The 15138-nt window shown below is 74.9% G+C and carries 12 protein-coding genes; 6 read left to right on the forward strand and 6 right to left on the reverse strand.

Annotation, left to right across the window (positions count from 1 at the left end):
• Positions 1–21 precede the first annotated feature (21 nt).
• Positions 22–1332: an FAD-dependent oxidoreductase gene (locus F1641_RS15100; RefSeq protein WP_194907029.1), complete on the forward strand. Its 1311-nt coding sequence runs from the start codon at positions 22–24 to the stop codon at positions 1330–1332.
• 15 nt (positions 1333–1347) lie between these two features.
• Here F1641_RS15100 and F1641_RS15105 read toward each other — a convergent pair whose 3' ends face one another.
• From F1641_RS15105 to F1641_RS15120, 4 genes are read right to left on the reverse strand one after another with little or no spacing between them, the layout of a single operon-like run.
• Positions 1348–3120, reverse strand: a complete 1773-nt coding sequence (locus F1641_RS15105; protein WP_194907031.1) for a glycoside hydrolase family 13 protein — start codon at positions 3118–3120, stop codon at positions 1348–1350.
• Positions 3117–4037 carry a carbohydrate ABC transporter permease gene (locus F1641_RS15110; RefSeq protein WP_194907032.1) on the reverse strand — a complete coding sequence of 307 codons (921 nt, stop codon included), beginning with the start codon at positions 4035–4037 and terminating at the stop codon, positions 3117–3119. The genes F1641_RS15105 and F1641_RS15110 overlap by 4 nt, the downstream gene beginning before the upstream one ends.
• Positions 4037–4966, reverse strand: coding sequence for a carbohydrate ABC transporter permease (locus F1641_RS15115; protein ID WP_194907034.1), 930 nt, complete (start codon positions 4964–4966; stop codon positions 4037–4039). The genes F1641_RS15110 and F1641_RS15115 overlap by 1 nt, the downstream gene beginning before the upstream one ends.
• Positions 4963–6252, reverse strand: coding sequence for an extracellular solute-binding protein (locus F1641_RS15120; protein ID WP_206691289.1), 1290 nt, complete (start codon positions 6250–6252; stop codon positions 4963–4965). Before F1641_RS15120 ends, F1641_RS15115 begins: the two co-directional genes overlap by 4 nt.
• Positions 6253–6384: 132 nt before the next feature.
• Here F1641_RS15120 and F1641_RS15125 point away from each other — a divergent pair, with 132 nt between their 5' ends.
• Positions 6385–7620 carry an ROK family transcriptional regulator gene (locus F1641_RS15125; RefSeq protein WP_194907037.1) on the forward strand — a complete coding sequence of 412 codons (1236 nt, stop codon included), beginning with the start codon at positions 6385–6387 and terminating at the stop codon, positions 7618–7620.
• Positions 7621–7747: 127 nt separating this feature from the next.
• On the opposite strand, the gene glpX is transcribed toward F1641_RS15125, so the two are convergent.
• Positions 7748–8758, reverse strand: a complete 1011-nt coding sequence (gene glpX, locus F1641_RS15130; protein WP_194907039.1) for a class II fructose-bisphosphatase — start codon at positions 8756–8758, stop codon at positions 7748–7750.
• A gap of 157 nt (positions 8759–8915) precedes the next feature.
• On the opposite strand from glpX, the gene F1641_RS23405 reads away from it, so the two are divergent.
• The 4 genes from F1641_RS23405 to F1641_RS15150 are packed head-to-tail and all read left to right on the forward strand — an operon-like array spanning position 8916 to position 12474.
• Complete coding sequence (locus tag F1641_RS23405; RefSeq protein WP_194907041.1) at positions 8916–9212, forward strand: helix-turn-helix transcriptional regulator; 297 nt, start codon at positions 8916–8918, stop codon at positions 9210–9212.
• Positions 9209–10198, forward strand: coding sequence for a cation diffusion facilitator family transporter (locus F1641_RS15140; RefSeq protein WP_194907043.1), 990 nt, complete (start codon positions 9209–9211; stop codon positions 10196–10198). Before F1641_RS23405 ends, F1641_RS15140 begins: the two co-directional genes overlap by 4 nt.
• Entirely contained in the window at positions 10195–10905 is a 711-nt protein-coding gene (locus tag F1641_RS15145) for a thioredoxin domain-containing protein (RefSeq protein WP_194907045.1), read from the forward strand. The genes F1641_RS15140 and F1641_RS15145 overlap by 4 nt, the downstream gene beginning before the upstream one ends.
• A 54-nt stretch (positions 10906–10959) precedes the next feature.
• A complete protein-coding gene (locus tag F1641_RS15150) occupies positions 10960–12474 on the forward strand; it encodes a SulP family inorganic anion transporter (RefSeq protein ID WP_194907047.1) in 1515 nt (504 codons plus the stop codon).
• A gap of 102 nt (positions 12475–12576) precedes the next feature.
• Here F1641_RS15150 and F1641_RS15155 read toward each other — a convergent pair whose 3' ends face one another.
• On the reverse strand, positions 12577–14937 hold the full coding sequence (locus F1641_RS15155) for a heavy metal translocating P-type ATPase (protein WP_194907050.1): 2361 nt from the start codon (positions 14935–14937) through the stop codon (positions 12577–12579).
• Between the last annotated feature and the right edge of the window lie 201 nt (positions 14938–15138).

Consider the following 15138-nt stretch of genomic DNA (forward strand, 5'->3'; position numbering starts at 1 on the left):
CCGGGAGGCCACCCTGGCGCGGTGAGCGCTGCGGAGCGGACCACCTGCGCCGTCGTCGGGGGCGGACCGGCGGGCGTGGTGCTCGGCCTGCTGCTCGCGAGGGCGGGCGTCGAGGTCACCGTGCTCGAGGCGCACGCCGACTTCCGCCGCGACTTCCGCGGCGACACGGTGCACCCCAGCACGCTGGCCCTCCTCGACGACCTGGGCCTCTGCGAGCGGTTCGACGCCCTCCCCCAGACCGCGGTGCGCACCGTCGAGCTGGTCGGTGCGGACGACGTCGTCGTCGCCGACCTCGACCGGCTCGGGCGGCTGCTCGGCGGGGTGCTGCCGGTGCTGCGCCACCCCCGCATCGCCCTGGTGCCCCAGTGGGACCTGCTCGACCTGCTGGCCACCGCGGCGCAGGAGGAGCCGACCTTCACCCTGCGCCGCAGCACCCGGGTCACCGGGCTGCTCACCGGCCCGGCCCGCGAGACGCCCACCGGCAGCCGCGTCACCGGCGTGCGCTGGACCAGCACCGACGGCAGCGGGGCCACCGGTGAGCTGGAGGCCGACCTGGTGGTCGCGTGCGACGGGCGCTGGTCGACGGCGCGGGGCGCGGCCGAGCTCGCCCTCCGGGAGCGGCCGGTCCCCTTCGACGTGTGGTGGTTCCGCCTGCCGTTGCCCGACGACGACGCCGACGCGCGCCTCCTGCCCGTCACCGCGCCGGGGAGGGCGCTCGTCGTCATCCCCCGCCGCACCGACGAGGGCCGGTACCTGCAGATCGCCTACCTGGGCCCGAAGGGCGCGGACGCGGCGCTGAGGGCCCGGGGCGTCGAGGCGTTCCGCCGCGACGTCGCCGAGCTGCTGCCCGACAGGGCCGGCACGGCGCTCGACCCGGGCGCGATCCGGTCGATGGACGACGTCTCCGTGCTCGACGTGCGGCTCTCGCGCCTGCCGCTGTGGCACCGCGAGGGCCTGCTGTGCCTCGGCGACGCCGCCCACGCGATGTCACCGGTGGGCGGCGTGGGCATCAACCTGGCGGTGCAGGACGCCGTCGCAGCCGCCCGCGTGCTGGCGCGCCCGCTGCGCGAGGGGCGCGTGCGGCGGGCCCACCTCGCGCGGGTGCAGCGGCGGCGGGCCCTCCCCGCGGCGCTGGTGCAGGTGGCCCAGCACGCGGCGCACCAGCGGGTGCTCGCGCCGGTGCTCGCCGGGCGGCGGGCGGGCCCGCCGCGCGCCGTCGTCGCCCTGCTGCGACGGCTGCCGTGGCTGGCGGTGGTGCCGGCGTACGCGGTGGGGGTCGGGGCGCGCCCCGAGCGCGCACCCCGCTGGGCCCGCCGGCCCCCGGCCCCCTGACACCCCCGCGGGGGGTCAGGGGACGAGCACCCAGGCGGTGGTCGAGGGCGGCAGGTGGCCGGCGTCGTCGAGCGGCCCGCTCGTCAGCAGGAGCCGGCCGGCCGGCAGGGGCACCACGGCTCCGGACCCGTCGGCGCCACCGGCGTTGACGACGCAGTGCCACCGGCCGCCCTCCTCGCCTCCGCCGCCGCCCTGCGGCGGGCCGGCGGGGCGCGACCAGTGGAGCACCCCCTCGGGGGCCTCCTCCCAGGTCAGCTCCTCCGGGCCGAGCACGTCGCGCCGCACGCGCAGGGCGTGCCGGTGCAGGTGCAGCGCCGAGGTGGGGTCGGCCTCCTGGACCGCCACCGACGCCCCGGCGAACCAGGCCGGCTGGGGCAGGTGCGGCGGTGACGGTGCAGCGCCGCCCTCGAGGTCGTCGGGGCCGAAGCCGAACGACGGGCCCGTGGGCGTCCAGGGCAGCGGCACCCGGCAGCCGTCACGACCCTTCTCCGCCCCCTCGGACCGGAACGCCATCGGGTCCTGGAGCACCTCGGGGGGCAGGTCGGGCACCTCCCGCAGGCCCAGCTCCTCACCCTGGTAGAGGTAGGTCGAGCCGGGCAGGGCCAGCTCCAGCAGCACCCCCGCGCGGGCGCGGGCCAGGCCCAGCGGGGCGTCCAGCTCGGGGCTGGCGCCGTGGCGGGTCACCCACGCCTTGGAGGCCGGGTGGGAGCGCTGCTCGTGGTCGGGCGGCAGGCCGTAGCGGCTGGCGGCGCGCACGCAGTCGTGGTTGGCGAGCGTCCAGGTGCACGAGGCGCCCACCTCGAGCTGCTCCAGGCCCAGCTCGACGCCGCGGCGCAGCTCGGCGGCGTCCCACGCGGCCTCGAAGAGGTCGAACGTGAAGGCCTGTCCCAGCGAGGACGGGTCGGAGTAGCGCCAGCGCCGGGAGGGGTGCACCGAGGCCTCGGCCACCGCGGCGAGCGGCGGGTCGTAGGTGTCGAAGAGCTGGCGCCACTCCCGGTAGACGTCCACCAGCTCGTCGCGGTCCCACAGCGGGTGGCTGCCGTCGTCCACCGCCCCCGTGTGCGTGGTGGCGAAGTCGACGTGGAGGTTGTTGTCGACGTCGCGCACGAGCCCGTGGGCGACGTCGACGCGGAAGCCGTCGACGCCGCGGTCGGCCCAGAACCCCAGCGTCTGGAGGAAGTCGTCGCGGACCTCGCGGTTCGACCACTCCAGGTCGGGCTGCTCCCGGGCGAACGCGTGCAGGTACCACTGGCCGTCGCCGACGGGCTCCCACGCCGAGCCGCCGAACAGCGACCTCCAGGACGACGGCGGCTCGCTCATGGGCCCGGCCGGGCCGTCGCGCCCGTCGCGGAAGACGTAGCGCCCGCGGGCGGCCGAGCCCCGGGGGGAGGCGAGCGCCTCGCGGAACCAGCGGTGCCGGTCGGAGGTGTGGTTCGGGACGATGTCGACGACGACTCGGAGGCCCGCGGCGTGCAGCGCCGCCGTCATCTCGTCGAAGTCGGCCAGGGTGCCGAGCTTCGGGTCGACGTCGCGGTGGTCGTCGACGTCGTACCCGCCGTCGGCCAGCGCCGAGGGGTAGAACGGCGACAGCCACACGGCGTCGACGCCCAGGTCGGCGAGGTAGGACACCCGGGACGTGACGCCGCGCAGGTCGCCCAGGCCGTCACCGTCCGCGTCCGCGAAGGACCGGGGGTAGACCTGGTAGACGACGGCCTGGCGCCACCACGGGGTGGTGGCGCCAGGGTGCCCGTCGTGACGAGCGGTGGAGCGGTGGCGCGGGGAGGTCACTTGATGGCACCCCGCGTGACGCCGGACATGACCCACCGCTGGGCGAGGACGTACACGATGATCGTCGGCGCCATCGCCATGAGGTAGCTCGCGAACGCGACGTTGTAGTCGGTGGAGAACGAGGTCTGGAACAGCTTCTGGACGACGGGGATCGTCTGCATGCTCGCGTCAGAGGTGATGAGCGCCGGCATCATGTAGTCGTTCCAGGCTGCGAGGAAGGCGAAGATGCCGACCGTCGCGTTCATGGGCGCCAGCAGCGGGAAGATCAGCTTCCAGAACACCTGCCACGTGGTGGCGCCGTCGATCCGGGCGCTCTCCTCCAGCTCGCCGGGGATGGAGCGCAGGAACGCGGTGTAGAGGAGCACGCTGAACGACAGCTGGAACATGACGTGGAGCACCGCGACGCCCACGGGGTTGTCGATCCCCAGCGACGCGGTCAGCTTGACCTGCGGCAGCGCGATCACCGGGAAGGGGATGAACATCGCCCCGAGCAGGTAGAAGTAGCTGTACCGGAAGAGCTTGCGGTCCCAGTTGCGCATGATCGCGTACGAGGCCAGTGAGGACAGGACGATCGCCCCGGCGACGCTGACCACCGCGATCAGCAGGGAGATGACGAACGCGCGGGGGAAGCCCACGAGGTTCCAGGCCTGGGCGAAGCTGCCGGGGTTGAACGGCGCGGGCAGGGAGAAGCCGTTGCCGTCCACCGACTGCGTCGGCGTCTTGAAGGCCATCACCACGGTGAGGTAGAGCGGCAGGAGCACGGACAGGCCGCACAGGAGAAGCCCCCCCGTGACCAGCCAGCTGCGGCGGCGGGCACGGCGGGACTCGCCGGACCCCACCGCGTCGTGGCGCTGACCGCTGCGGCGCGCTCCTCGCGCCGCAGCCTCCGCGGTCGCCGGGTCGAGTGAGACGGCCATCAGAGCGACACCCCCCTGCCGTTGATGAGGCGCAGCTGCGCGAGCGAGATGAGCACGGTGATGACGAAGAAGACGACGGCGTTCGCCATCTGGTACGCGTAGTCACCGGTCTGGAAGCCGGTGAAGATGGTCATGGCCACCGAGTACGTCGACGTCCCGGGCCCGCCGTCGGTCAGGCCGACGATGATGTCGTAGGCGTTGAGGAAGTTCTTGAAGCCGAGCACGGTGTTGATCACGACGTAGCCCGCCACCAGCGGCAGCGTGATCGCCGTGAACTGGCGCCACGGGCTGGCCCCGTCGAGCGAGGAGGCCTCGTAGACCTCCTCGGGGATGGCCAGGAGTCCGGCGAGGTAGATGATCAGCGCCGACGGGATCGCCTGCCACGCGGTGACGATGACGACGCCGACCCACGCCCAGCTGGGGTTCGCCAGGATGCTCGTGCCCCACGCGTCGATGCCGAGCGAGGTGAAGACCGCCGGCAGCGAGTTCGAGAAGATGTAGTTGAAGACGTAGGCGATGACGATGCCGGACACGACCATCGGCACGAAGAACACGCCGCGCAGCGCCGTCTTGAAGCGGATCTTCGCGTTCAGGCCGACCGCCAGGAGCAGGCCGAGCGCGTTCACCAGCAGCACGGTCACGATCGAGAAGCCGATCGTGAAGCCGTACGAGGTGAGGATCCGCGGGTCGGTGAAGAGCACCAGGAAGTTGTTCAGCCCGATGAACGAGTACTCGCCGTAGCCGACGTAGTTCGTCACCGAGAAGAACATGCCGGCGAGAGCCGGTCCGACGATGAGCACCGTGAACAGCGCCAGCGCCGGCAGGAGCATCACGTAGAAGGCCGTGTCGACCCGGCTCTTCGACCGGCGCGTGGGCGGCGGCGCGGCGGGTGGGGTGGTCCCGGTGCGCACCGGGGCGTCAGCGCTCATGAGAGGGCCGACCGCTTGGCGAGGCGGTCCCAGTCGGCGTCGAGGGTGCGGAGCATCCCCTCAGCGTCGCCGTCGACCAGTGCGCCCTGGATGTAGTTGGCCAGCGGGATGGTGTTCGGCACGAAGGTCCCTGCTCCCTGGTAGATCGCTCCGGCCTCGAGGTACGGCGCCAGGCCCGCGGTGCGCGGATCGGTGGTTCCGGTTGCTCCCTGGATGGGCGAGAAGGCGAGGTTCTGCTGGTTGTAGCCGTTGCAGATGTCGGGCTGCATGAGCCACTGGACGAAGGCCTTCGCGTCGCCGACGCTCCGGCTGGCGGTGGGCACCCAGAGCGCGAGGTCGAGGTTGACGCGCACCGCGCGGTCGTCGGGGTCCTCCGTCATGGGCAGGGAGAAGGTGCCCAGCTCGAGATCGGGGTCCGTCTTGGCGATCTCCCCCAGGGCCCACGGGCCCTGCAGGTACATGGCGACCTTGCCCTGACCCATCGCGAGGTTCCCGTCCGCGTACTGGCGGGAGGGGAAGTCGGGGTTGAAGTAGGTGCGCAGGGCGATGGCGTCGCTCCACGGCTTCGAGAACGTCTCCAGGAAGGTCGGGCCCTGGCCGGCATCCGCGGCGAGCTTCTCCTCGAAGAACGCCGGCACGTCCGCGCCGCTGCCGGTCGCGTAGTCCCAGATGCCCTGGAGCAGGCTCCACGTGGCGGCCGCCGTCGTGTAGATCGGCGTCACCCCGGCGGCCTGGAACTTCTGGCACGCGGCGGTCAGCTCGGCGTAGGTGGTGGGCACCTCGACGCCGTTGTCGGCGAAGAGCTCCACGTTGTAGATGACACCCGCCGCGGTGACCGACCACGGGAGCACGCTGGTCTGCCCCTCGAAGTCCGCGTACTGGGTGACCAGGTCCTGGTAGGCGGGGTTGATCGTCTTGGCCTCGGGCAGCGGCGCGAGGTCCTCCAGGACGCCGCCGCGCACGTAGTTCGACGTCTCGAGGTTGTAGTTGTAGCAGGCGACGTCCGGCGGGGCCCCGCGCACGAACTGGGGCACGATCGACGCCTGGGTGCCGTCGTGAGCGATCGTCACCGCGCTCTGGCTGGCGTTGTACTGGGCCGCGAGCTCGTCGAAAGCCGCCAGCACCTCGGGCTTGTTGGCGAGCCACCGCAGCGACGTCGTCCCGCTCGAGCCGCCGGCCCCGGCGCAGCCGGACAGCGACAGCGGCAGCGCGCCGGCCGCCGCCCCCAGACCGGCGATCTTGAGCAGCGAGCGGCGGCTGATGCCGCCGCGGGGAGGTCCGTCCACGAGCACCCCTTCGTGCCTGGCCCCCGGGTCGGGGGTATTTGATTGACGATCTATAGGAAGTCGGGAGAGAGTGGCACCGTGACCGCCGTAGAGTCAAGGGCCGTGCGCGTCGGCCGGCCGAGGTCACAGCCCGTGACCTCGACGAGGGCGCTGCGCCGCGCCTCCACCACGGCGGTGCTCGAGGCCGTCTGGGCCGGGGAGCCGGTCACCGGCAGCGACCTCATCGCCACCACCGGGCTGACCCGCGCGACCGTCCACGACGTCTGCGCCGACCTGATCGCCGCCGGGTGGGTCGAGGAGCTGGCCGACCAGCGCGCCCACGGCAGCTACGAGCGGGGTCGCCCCGCCCGGCGCTACGGCCTGCGCGCCCGGGCTGCGGTGGTCGTCGGCGTCGACGCCGGCACCGCGCGCGTCACCGCGCTGGTCACCGACCTGCGCGGCCAGGTGCTGGGCCGCGCCGAGGCGCCGGTGCGGCGCACCGCGGAGCACCGGCGGTCGGTCGCGGCGCGCGTCGTGGAGGCCGCGCTCGCCGTCGCCGAGGCCGCTCCCGGCGAGGTGCTCGCCTGCACGGCGGCCCTGCCCGCCCCCGTGGCGGCCTCGGGCCGCATGGAGGTGACCAGCAACCGGTTCTGGCTGGCCATGGACGCGGGGCTGGCGGGGCACCTCCACGGCCTGCTCGGCTGCCCCGTCGCCATCGCCAACGACGCCGACCTCGCCGCCCTCGCCGAGGGCCGCCGGGGGGCCGCCGCCGGCAGCAGCGACCACATCAGCCTCCTGGTCGACGGCGGCTTCGGCGCCGGCGTGGTCTCCGGCGGGGCGCTCGTGCGCGGCCGCTACGGCCGCGGCGGCGAGATGCGCTGGCTCGACCTCGTCTCCGACGTGGGGGCACCCGTCGGTCTCGCGCCGCTCCTGGCCCACTGGGCCAGCCACGGCGTCGACGCCCCGCCGCCGGGAGACCCCGCCGCCGACGCCGAGCCCGGCAGCGGCGACCCCGAGGCCGACCTCGCCGCGGCGCGAGCGGTGCTGCGGAGCGCTGCGACCGGCGGCGCGGCGGCCACCGCCATCACCGCGCGGGCGGGGAGGCACCTGGCGCGCATCGTCGCGACCGCCGGCGGCCTGCTCGACCCCGAGCTGGTGGTGCTCACCGGGCAGCTCGCCCCCGACCTGGGGCCGGTCGTCTCGGTGGTAGAGCAGCAGCTGCCGCTCATGCTCGACGCCCCCGTGCCGCGCGTGGCGACGTCGCTGCTGGGACCCGACGCGGTGGCGCTGGGGGCGGCGCAGCAGGCGCTCGACCACGTGCACGAGCACGCGCTCGAGCTCGCCCTGCCCGGAGCCGCTCCTCGGACCTCGGAGCCGGCGGGCCCGTGACACCCCCTCCGAGCGCACTTCCCGCGGAGAGTGCGCTCCGGCCCCCCCTCCCGAACCGCACCCTCCGCGGAGCGTGCGGTTCGAGGGGGACGCGGCGGCCCCGCGGCGGCCGGGCGGCCTCAGGCGGTCAGAGCCACTTCGACGCGGGGTGCTCGGCGATGACGCGGCGCACCGTGCCCGACTTGGTGCGCAGCACGATCGACTCGGTGCGGATGATGCCGTCGATGTGGCGGACGCCCTCGAGCAGACCGCTGTCGGTGACGCCGGTGGCCACGAAGAAGGCGTTCTCGCCGGCCACCAGGTCGTCGACCTCGTAGACGTGGTCCATGCGCAGGCCGGCGGCCAGGCCGCGCTCGCGCTCGGCGTCGTCCTTCGGGGCGAGCACGCCCTGCATGAACCCGCCGAGGGCCTTGACGGCGCACGCGGTGGTGACGCCCTCGGGGCTGCCGCCGATGCCGACGCACATGTCGATGCGGGTGCCGGGGCGCGCGGCGTTGATGCCGCCGGCGACGTCGCCGTCGAGCAGCAGGCGCGTCCCGGCGCCGGCCTCGCGGATCTGCCGGACCAGGTCCTCGTGGCGGGGCCGGTCGAGGATGGCCACGACGACCTCCTCCGGCTGCTTGCCCAGCGCTCCGGCCAGGGCGCGGATGTTCTCGCCGACGGGCTTGCGGATGTCGACGACGCCGCGGCCCTCGGGCCCGGTGACGAGCTTGTCCATGTAGAAGACGGACGAGGCGTCGAGCATGGCGCCGCGGTCGGAGACGGCGATGACCGACAGCGCGTTCTGGCGGCCGGCGGCGGCCATCGAGGTGCCGTCGACGGGGTCGACCGCGACGTCGCACGCGGGCCCCTCGCCGTTGCCGACCTTCTCGCCGTTGAAGAGCATCGGCGCCTCGTCCTTCTCGCCCTCGCCGATGACGACGACGCCGTCGAAGGAGACGGTGGCGAGGAAGGCGCGCATCGCGTCGACCGCGGCCCTGTCGACGGCGATCTTGTCGCCCTTGCCGATGAAGGGGACCGCGCGGATGGCGGCGGCCTCGGTCGCGCGGACGAGCTCCAGCGCGAGGTTGCGGTCGGGGACCCCGGCGACGGGCGCCTGGCCCTGGTCGGTGGTGGCGGGCGGGGTGGCGTGCGTCACTGCGTCGTTCCTCCGTCTGCGGCTCCCGGCCTGGTCTGCCGGGTGTCTGCCGCCAGGCTGTCAGGCGCGCCCGCGGGCCGCCAGGTGCGGGGGCCGATCCGACGCCCCGGACCTGCGGAGGGTGCCGACGGTTCACCCGTGGCTGTATGGTCCTGGTGTGCCCGCAGCCGCCGCCACCGCCACCTCCGCGGAGGCGCTCGCCCGCTTCGGCCACGCCCTGTCCGACCCGACGCGCGCCCGGCTGCTGCTGGCGCTGCGCGACGCCCCCGGGTACCCGGCGGACCTGGCCGACCGGCTCGGCACCACGCGGCAGAACCTGTCGAACCACCTCGCGTGCCTGCGGGGCTGCGGCCTGGTCACCACCGCGCCCGAGGGCCGCCGCGTGCGCTACGAGCTGGCCGACGAGGCCGTGGGCCACGCCCTGGACGACCTGCTGCAGGCGGTGGGCTCGTGAGCCACGGGCACGGGCACTCCCACGGCGCCGGCGGCGACCGGCGCCGGCTGGCGCTCGCTCTGGGCATCACCCTCGTGGTGCTCGTCAGCGGCGTGGTCGGCGGCCTCGTCACCGGCTCGCTGGCGCTCCTGGCCGACGCCGGCCACATGCTCACCGACGCCGCCGGCCTCGGGGTGGCGCTGCTCGCCAGCAGCCTGGCCCTGCGCCCCGCCACCGCCGCCCGGACCTGGGGCCTCGGGCGCGCCGAGGTCCTCGCCGCGGTGCTGCAGGCGGCGCTGCTGCTCGCCGTCGGCGTCCTCATCGCCGTCGAGGGGGTGCGGCGCCTGCTCGACCCGCCCGACGTGGCCTCCTCGGGGATGCTGGTGTTCGGCGCCGTCGGCCTCGTCGGCAACGCGCTGGCCCTGTGGGTGCTCACGCGCCCCGAGCGCCCGCGGGCGCACCAGCACGCCGACCACGACGAGCACGGCGCCCACGACGACGCCGAGCACGCCCCCGCGCCGATGGGGATGAACCGCCGCGCCGCCGTCCTCGAGGTGGTCAACGACGCGCTCGGCTCGGTCGCGGTGCTCGTGGCGGCCGGCGTCATCGCGCTGACCGGGTGGACCCGCGCCGACGCCGTCGTGTCCCTGCTCATCGGGGTGCTGATCGTGCCGCGCACCCTGCTGCTGCTGCGCGAGGCCACCGACGTGCTGCTGGAGTCGGTGCCGAAGGGCCTCGACCTCACGGCCGTGCGCGAGCACCTGCTGGAGCAGCCGCACGTCCTCGCCGTCCACGACCTCCACGCCACGCAGATCACCAGCGGCCTGCCGGTGCTCACGGCGCACGTGGTGCTCGACGACTCCTGCTTCGTGGACGGGCACGTCCCCGAGGTCCTCGACCAGCTCCAGGCCTGCGTCCGCGGGCACTTCCCCGTCAGCATCACCCACTCCACCTTCCAGGTGGAGCCCGCCAGCCACGCAGACCACGAGCACGGGGTGCACGCATGACCAGACGCAGGCCCCTGTCCCGCTCGAGCAAGCTCGGGCTCCTCGTGGCGAGCACCACCGTCGCGAGCGTCCTCTCGGTCGCCTTCGTCGGCGGGTCGACCCTCGCCACGGGCGCCCCGGTGCTGGTGCGCTGGGACAGCCACCGCCTCACCCCGGCGCCCGACGCCGTCGGGGGGACCGCCACCGGGTTCGGGGCCAGCACGGCCGCGGCCGAGACCGTGCAGCTGGTGGAGTTCGTCGACTTCGAGTGCAGCCGCTGCCGCGGTGCCCACCCCTTCGTCGAGCAGCTGCGCCGCGACTACGCCGGCCAGGTCGACTTCGTGGTGCGGTACTTCCCGCTGCCGGGGCACGTCAGCTCGACGCACGCCGCGATCGCCGTCGAGGCCGCCGCCCAGCAGGGCGCCTTCGAGGAGATGGCCGACCTCCTGTGGAGCACCCACGACCAGTGGGGCGGCTCGAAGGAGCCGCAGACGGCGCTGTTCCGCGCCTTCGCCGCCGACCTGGGCCTCGACCTCGCCGCCTACGACGCCGCCGTCGCCGACCCGGCCACCGAGGCCCGGGTGCGCAAGGACTTCGAGGACGGCGTGGCGCTCGGCGTCGCCGGCACGCCCACGTACTTCCTGGACGGCGAGCTGGTGCGCCCCCTCGACGAGGCGCACTTCCGCGAGCTGCTCGACGGGGCCATCGCGGCGCAGGACGCCGGCTGACCGCGACCTGAGGCGTTCAGGGTTTACGCAACGTCAAGGTAGGATCTCGTGCTCGTGAGCTCCTCCACCCTCGCCCGGCCCGGCGACGCGACGGGTCGTGCGCCGCGCAGGACCCGTCGGCCGGCCTGGCTGTCGCCGCGCGTGCTCCGCACGGAGGTCCTGGCGGGCCTGGTGGTGGCCCTGGCACTGATCCCCGAGGCGATCTCCTTCTCGATCATCGCCGGGGTCGACCCGCGGGTCGGGCTGTTCTCCGCCTTCACGATGGCCGTCACCATCGCGGTCGTCGGCGGCCGTCCCGCGATGATCAGCGCGGCCACCGGGGCGGTCGCGCTCGTCGTCGCCCCCCTGGTCCGCGAGCACGGGTACGACCACCTGGTCGCCGCGGTGCTGCTCGGGGGTGCCGTGCAGGTGGTGCTCGGCGTGCTGGGCGTGGCGAGGCTGATGCGCTTCGTGCCGCGCAGCGTGATGACGGGCTTCGTCAACGCGCTCGCGATCCTCATCTTCGTCGCGCAGGTGCCGTACTTCGTGGGCGTGCCGTGGGCGGTCTACCCCACGGCCGCCGTCGCGATCCTCATCATGGTCCTCCTGCCCCGCGTGACCACGGCGGTGCCCGCACCGCTCGTCGCCATCGTGGTCCTGACCGCGGCGACGGCGCTGGCGAGCCTGGCCCTGCCCGACGTCGGCGACCAGGGCGCCCTGCCCGAGAGCCTCCCGTCGCTGTTCTGGCCCGACGTCCCCGCCACCTGGGACACCCTGCGGATCATCGCCCCCTACGCCCTCGGCATCGCCATGGTCGGCCTGCTCGAGTCGCTGATGACCGCCAAGCTGGTCGACGAGATCACCGACACCCCCTCCCGCAAGGGCCGCGAGGCGTGGGGCCAGGGTGTCGCGAACCTCGTCACCGGCGCCTTCGGCGGCATGGGCGGCTGCGCGATGATCGGCCAGACGATGATCAACGTCCGCTCCGGGGCCCGCACCCGGCTGTCGACGTTCCTCGCCGGCGCCCTGCTCCTGGTCCTCGTGGTGGGGCTGGGCGACGTGGTCGCCACCATCCCGATGGCGGTGCTGGCCGCCGTGATGGTGATGGTCTCGGTGGCCACCTTCGACTGGCGCTCGGTGCGCCCCTCGACCCTGCGCCGCATGCCCCGCTCCGAGACGGCGGTGATGGTCGTGACCGTCGCCGTCGTGGTGGCCACGCACAACCTCGCGATCGGCGTCCTCGTGGGCGTCGTGGTCGCGGCGCTGCTCTTCGCCCGCCGCGTGGCCCACCTGGTGACGGTGACCCGCGCGCTGGAGGACGACGGGCGCACGGCCCGGTACCGGGTGGAGGGGGCGCTGTTCTTCGCGTCCAGCAACGACCTCGTCTCGCAGTTCTCCTACGGCGACGACCCGGCCGACGTCGTCGTCGACCTGTCGGGCTCGCACGTGTGGGACGCGTCCACCGTGGCCGCGCTCGACGCCGTGGAGGCCAAGTACGCCTCGCGCGGCAAGCGGCTGCGCATCGAGGGGCTCAACGAGGCCAGCGCCGACATGCACGGCCGCCTCGCGGGCCACCTCAGCGCCCACTGACCCCACCCCCTCCCCGCGACGATCACGCGCCTGAGCGCCACCACCGCCTCGCAGCCGCCGGCGGTGTGGCGCTCACGTGCATGACCGTCACCGGGCCGGGTGTCAGAGGGGGGTGCGCCGCAGGCGCAGGGCGTTGCCGATGACGCTGACGGAGCTCAGCGCCATCGCGGCGGCCGCGACCACCGGCGAGAGCAGCACGCCCACCACCGGGTACAGCACCCCGGCGGCCAGGGGGATGCCCAGGCCGTTGTAGGCGAACGCGAACCAGAGGTTCTGCCGCACGTTGCGCATCGTGGCCCGCGACAGCGCCCGCACCCGCACGAGCGCCTGCAGGTCGCTGTGCAGCAGCACCACGCCGGCGCCCTCGACCGCGACGTCGGTGCCCGACCCCATCGCCACCCCGACGTCGGCGGCCGCGAGCGCGGGAGCGTCGTTGACGCCGTCGCCGACCATCGCCACCACGCGGCCCTGCGCGCGCAGGTCGGCGACCACGCGGGCCTTGTCCTCGGGGCGCACCTCGGCCTCGACGCGCTCGATGCCGAGGCGCCCGGCGACGGCCTCGGCGGTGGCCCGCGCGTCGCCGGTGAGCACCACGAGCTCGAGGCCCTGCGCCCGCAGGGCGTCCAGGGCGGCGGGCGTGCTCTCGCGCACCGGGTCCGTGACCGCGAGGAGGCCCACCGCCGCCCCGTCGACCGCGACGAGCACCGCCGTGCCCCCCTCGGCGCGCAGCGCGTCCACCTCCGCGTCGAAGGCGCCGGCACCGCGCGCGCCGCTCCCGGCGAGGAAGGCGGGGCTGCCCACGAGGACGCGCCGCCCCTCCACGACCGCGCTCACGCCGCGTCCCGCGGGCGCCTCGAAGTCGCTGGCCGCCGGGACCGCGAGCCCGCGCTCCGCGGCGGCCGCCTCGACGGCGCGCGCGAGGGGGTGCTCGCTGCCGCGCTCGGCCGCGGCGGCCCAGCGGAGCACGTCGTCACCCCCGGCCCCGCCGGTCGTCGCGACCAGCTCGGCGCGCGGAGCGCCCTGCGTGAGGGTGCCGGTCTTGTCGAGCACGACGACGTCGACCCGCTCCAGCAGCTCCAGGGCCTCGGCGTCGCGCACGAGCACCCCCAGCCCCGCCCCGCGGCCGACGCCCACGCCGATCGACATCGGCGTGGCCAGCCCGAGGGCGCACGGGCAGGCGATGATCAGCACGGACACCGCCACGACGAGGGCGTGCGGCAGCCTCGGCTCGGGCCCCGCGAGCGCCCACACGAGGAACGCGGCGAGGGCGACGGCCACGACCACCGGCACGAAGACCGACGAGACGCGGTCGGCCACGCGCTGCACGGGGGCCTTGGAGCGCTGCGCCGCGGAGACCGAGGCGACGATCCTGGCGAGCACGGTGTCGCGGCCCACCCCCTCGGCACGCATGACGAACCCGCCGCCGGAGGCGGTGGTGCCGCCGACCACGGCGTCGCCCTCGCCCTTGGTGACGGGCATCGGCTCGCCGGTGACCATCGACTGGTCGACGCTGGCGCGCCCCTCGACCACGACGCCGTCGACGGGGACCCGCTCCCCCGGGCGCACGCGCAGCAGGTCGCCGACGGCCACCTGGTCGAGGGGGACCTCGACCTCGTCACCAGCCGACGGGGAGTGACCGCACGCCGTGCGGGGGCTGACGCGCAGCGCGGTGGGCGGCGCGAGGCCCAGCAGGGCGCGCACGGCGCCCGAGGTGCGCTCCCGCGCCCGCAGCTCGAGCACCTGGCCGACGAGCACCAGCGCGACGACCACCGCGGCGGGCTCGAAGTAGGTGTCCGGCGTGCCGTGGTCGCCGCGCAGCGCGGGCGGGAAGGCTCCCGGCGCGACGGTGGCGACGACGCTGTAGAGCCACGCGACGCCGACCCCCAGGGCGATGAGCGTGAACATGTTGAGGTTCGCCCCCCGGCGGAACGGGTGCACCGAGGCCCACCCGCGCTGCAGGAACGGCCACCCCGCCCACAGCACCACCGGCGTCGCGAGGGCCAGCTGCAGCCACGCCGACACCGCCGGCGGCACGACGTCGTGCACCGCAGGCACGAGGTGGCTCCCCATCTCCAGGACGACGACGGGCGCCGCCAGCAGGGCCGCGACCCGCAGGCGGCGGGTCATGTCGTCGAGCTCGTGGTTCGGGCCCGCCTCGGCCGTGACCTCGAGCGGCTCCAGGGCCATGCCGCACTGCGGGCAGCTGCCCGGGCCCTGCTGGCGGACCTCGGGGTGCATCGGGCAGGTGTGGGTGGCGGTCGGGTCCTCCTCCGCGCGGCCGCCGCCGTGGCCGGCGTGGCCACCGGCTCCGTCGACGAAGCGGTGGCGGCAGTGCTCGGAGCAGAAGGCGTACCGCTGCCCGTCGCGCTCAGCGGTGATCGGCCCGTCGGGGTCGACGGTCATGCCGCAGACCGGGTCGAGCCCGGTCGCGGGCGCCGTGGAGGTGCCGCCGTCGGTGCGCATGTCGTCCAGGGTACCCCCGGGGGGTACCCGCGGCGAGGGGCCGAGCGCGCCGGCAGCGGCGTCGACTGCCCGGCTGGGGCGCGTTCACGCCCCTTCGCCGCAGTCGACGCCCCTTCGGGGTCGCGGAAGGGGTGTCAGCTGCGCGGAAGGGGCGTCAAGTGCGCGGAAGGGGCGTGAGGTGCGGGGAGAAGACGCCGTTGG

The organism is Quadrisphaera sp. INWT6, assembly GCF_015390235.1.
Classification (GTDB): Bacteria; Actinomycetota; Actinomycetes; order Actinomycetales; family Quadrisphaeraceae; genus Quadrisphaera.

Excerpts from the sequence above, each read along its gene's own strand:
- F1641_RS15110 (WP_194907032.1), bottom strand. The coding sequence starts at position 4,037 with ATGGCCGTCTCACTCGACCCGGCGACCGCGGAGGCTGCGGCGCGAGGA.
- F1641_RS15115 (WP_194907034.1), bottom strand. The coding sequence starts at position 4,966 with ATGAGCGCTGACGCCCCGGTGCGCACCGGGACCACCCCACCCGCCGCG.
- F1641_RS15145 (WP_194907045.1), top strand. The coding sequence starts at position 10,195 with ATGACCAGACGCAGGCCCCTGTCCCGCTCGAGCAAGCTCGGGCTCCTC.
- F1641_RS15155 (WP_194907050.1), bottom strand. The coding sequence starts at position 14,937 with ATGCGCACCGACGGCGGCACCTCCACGGCGCCCGCGACCGGGCTCGAC.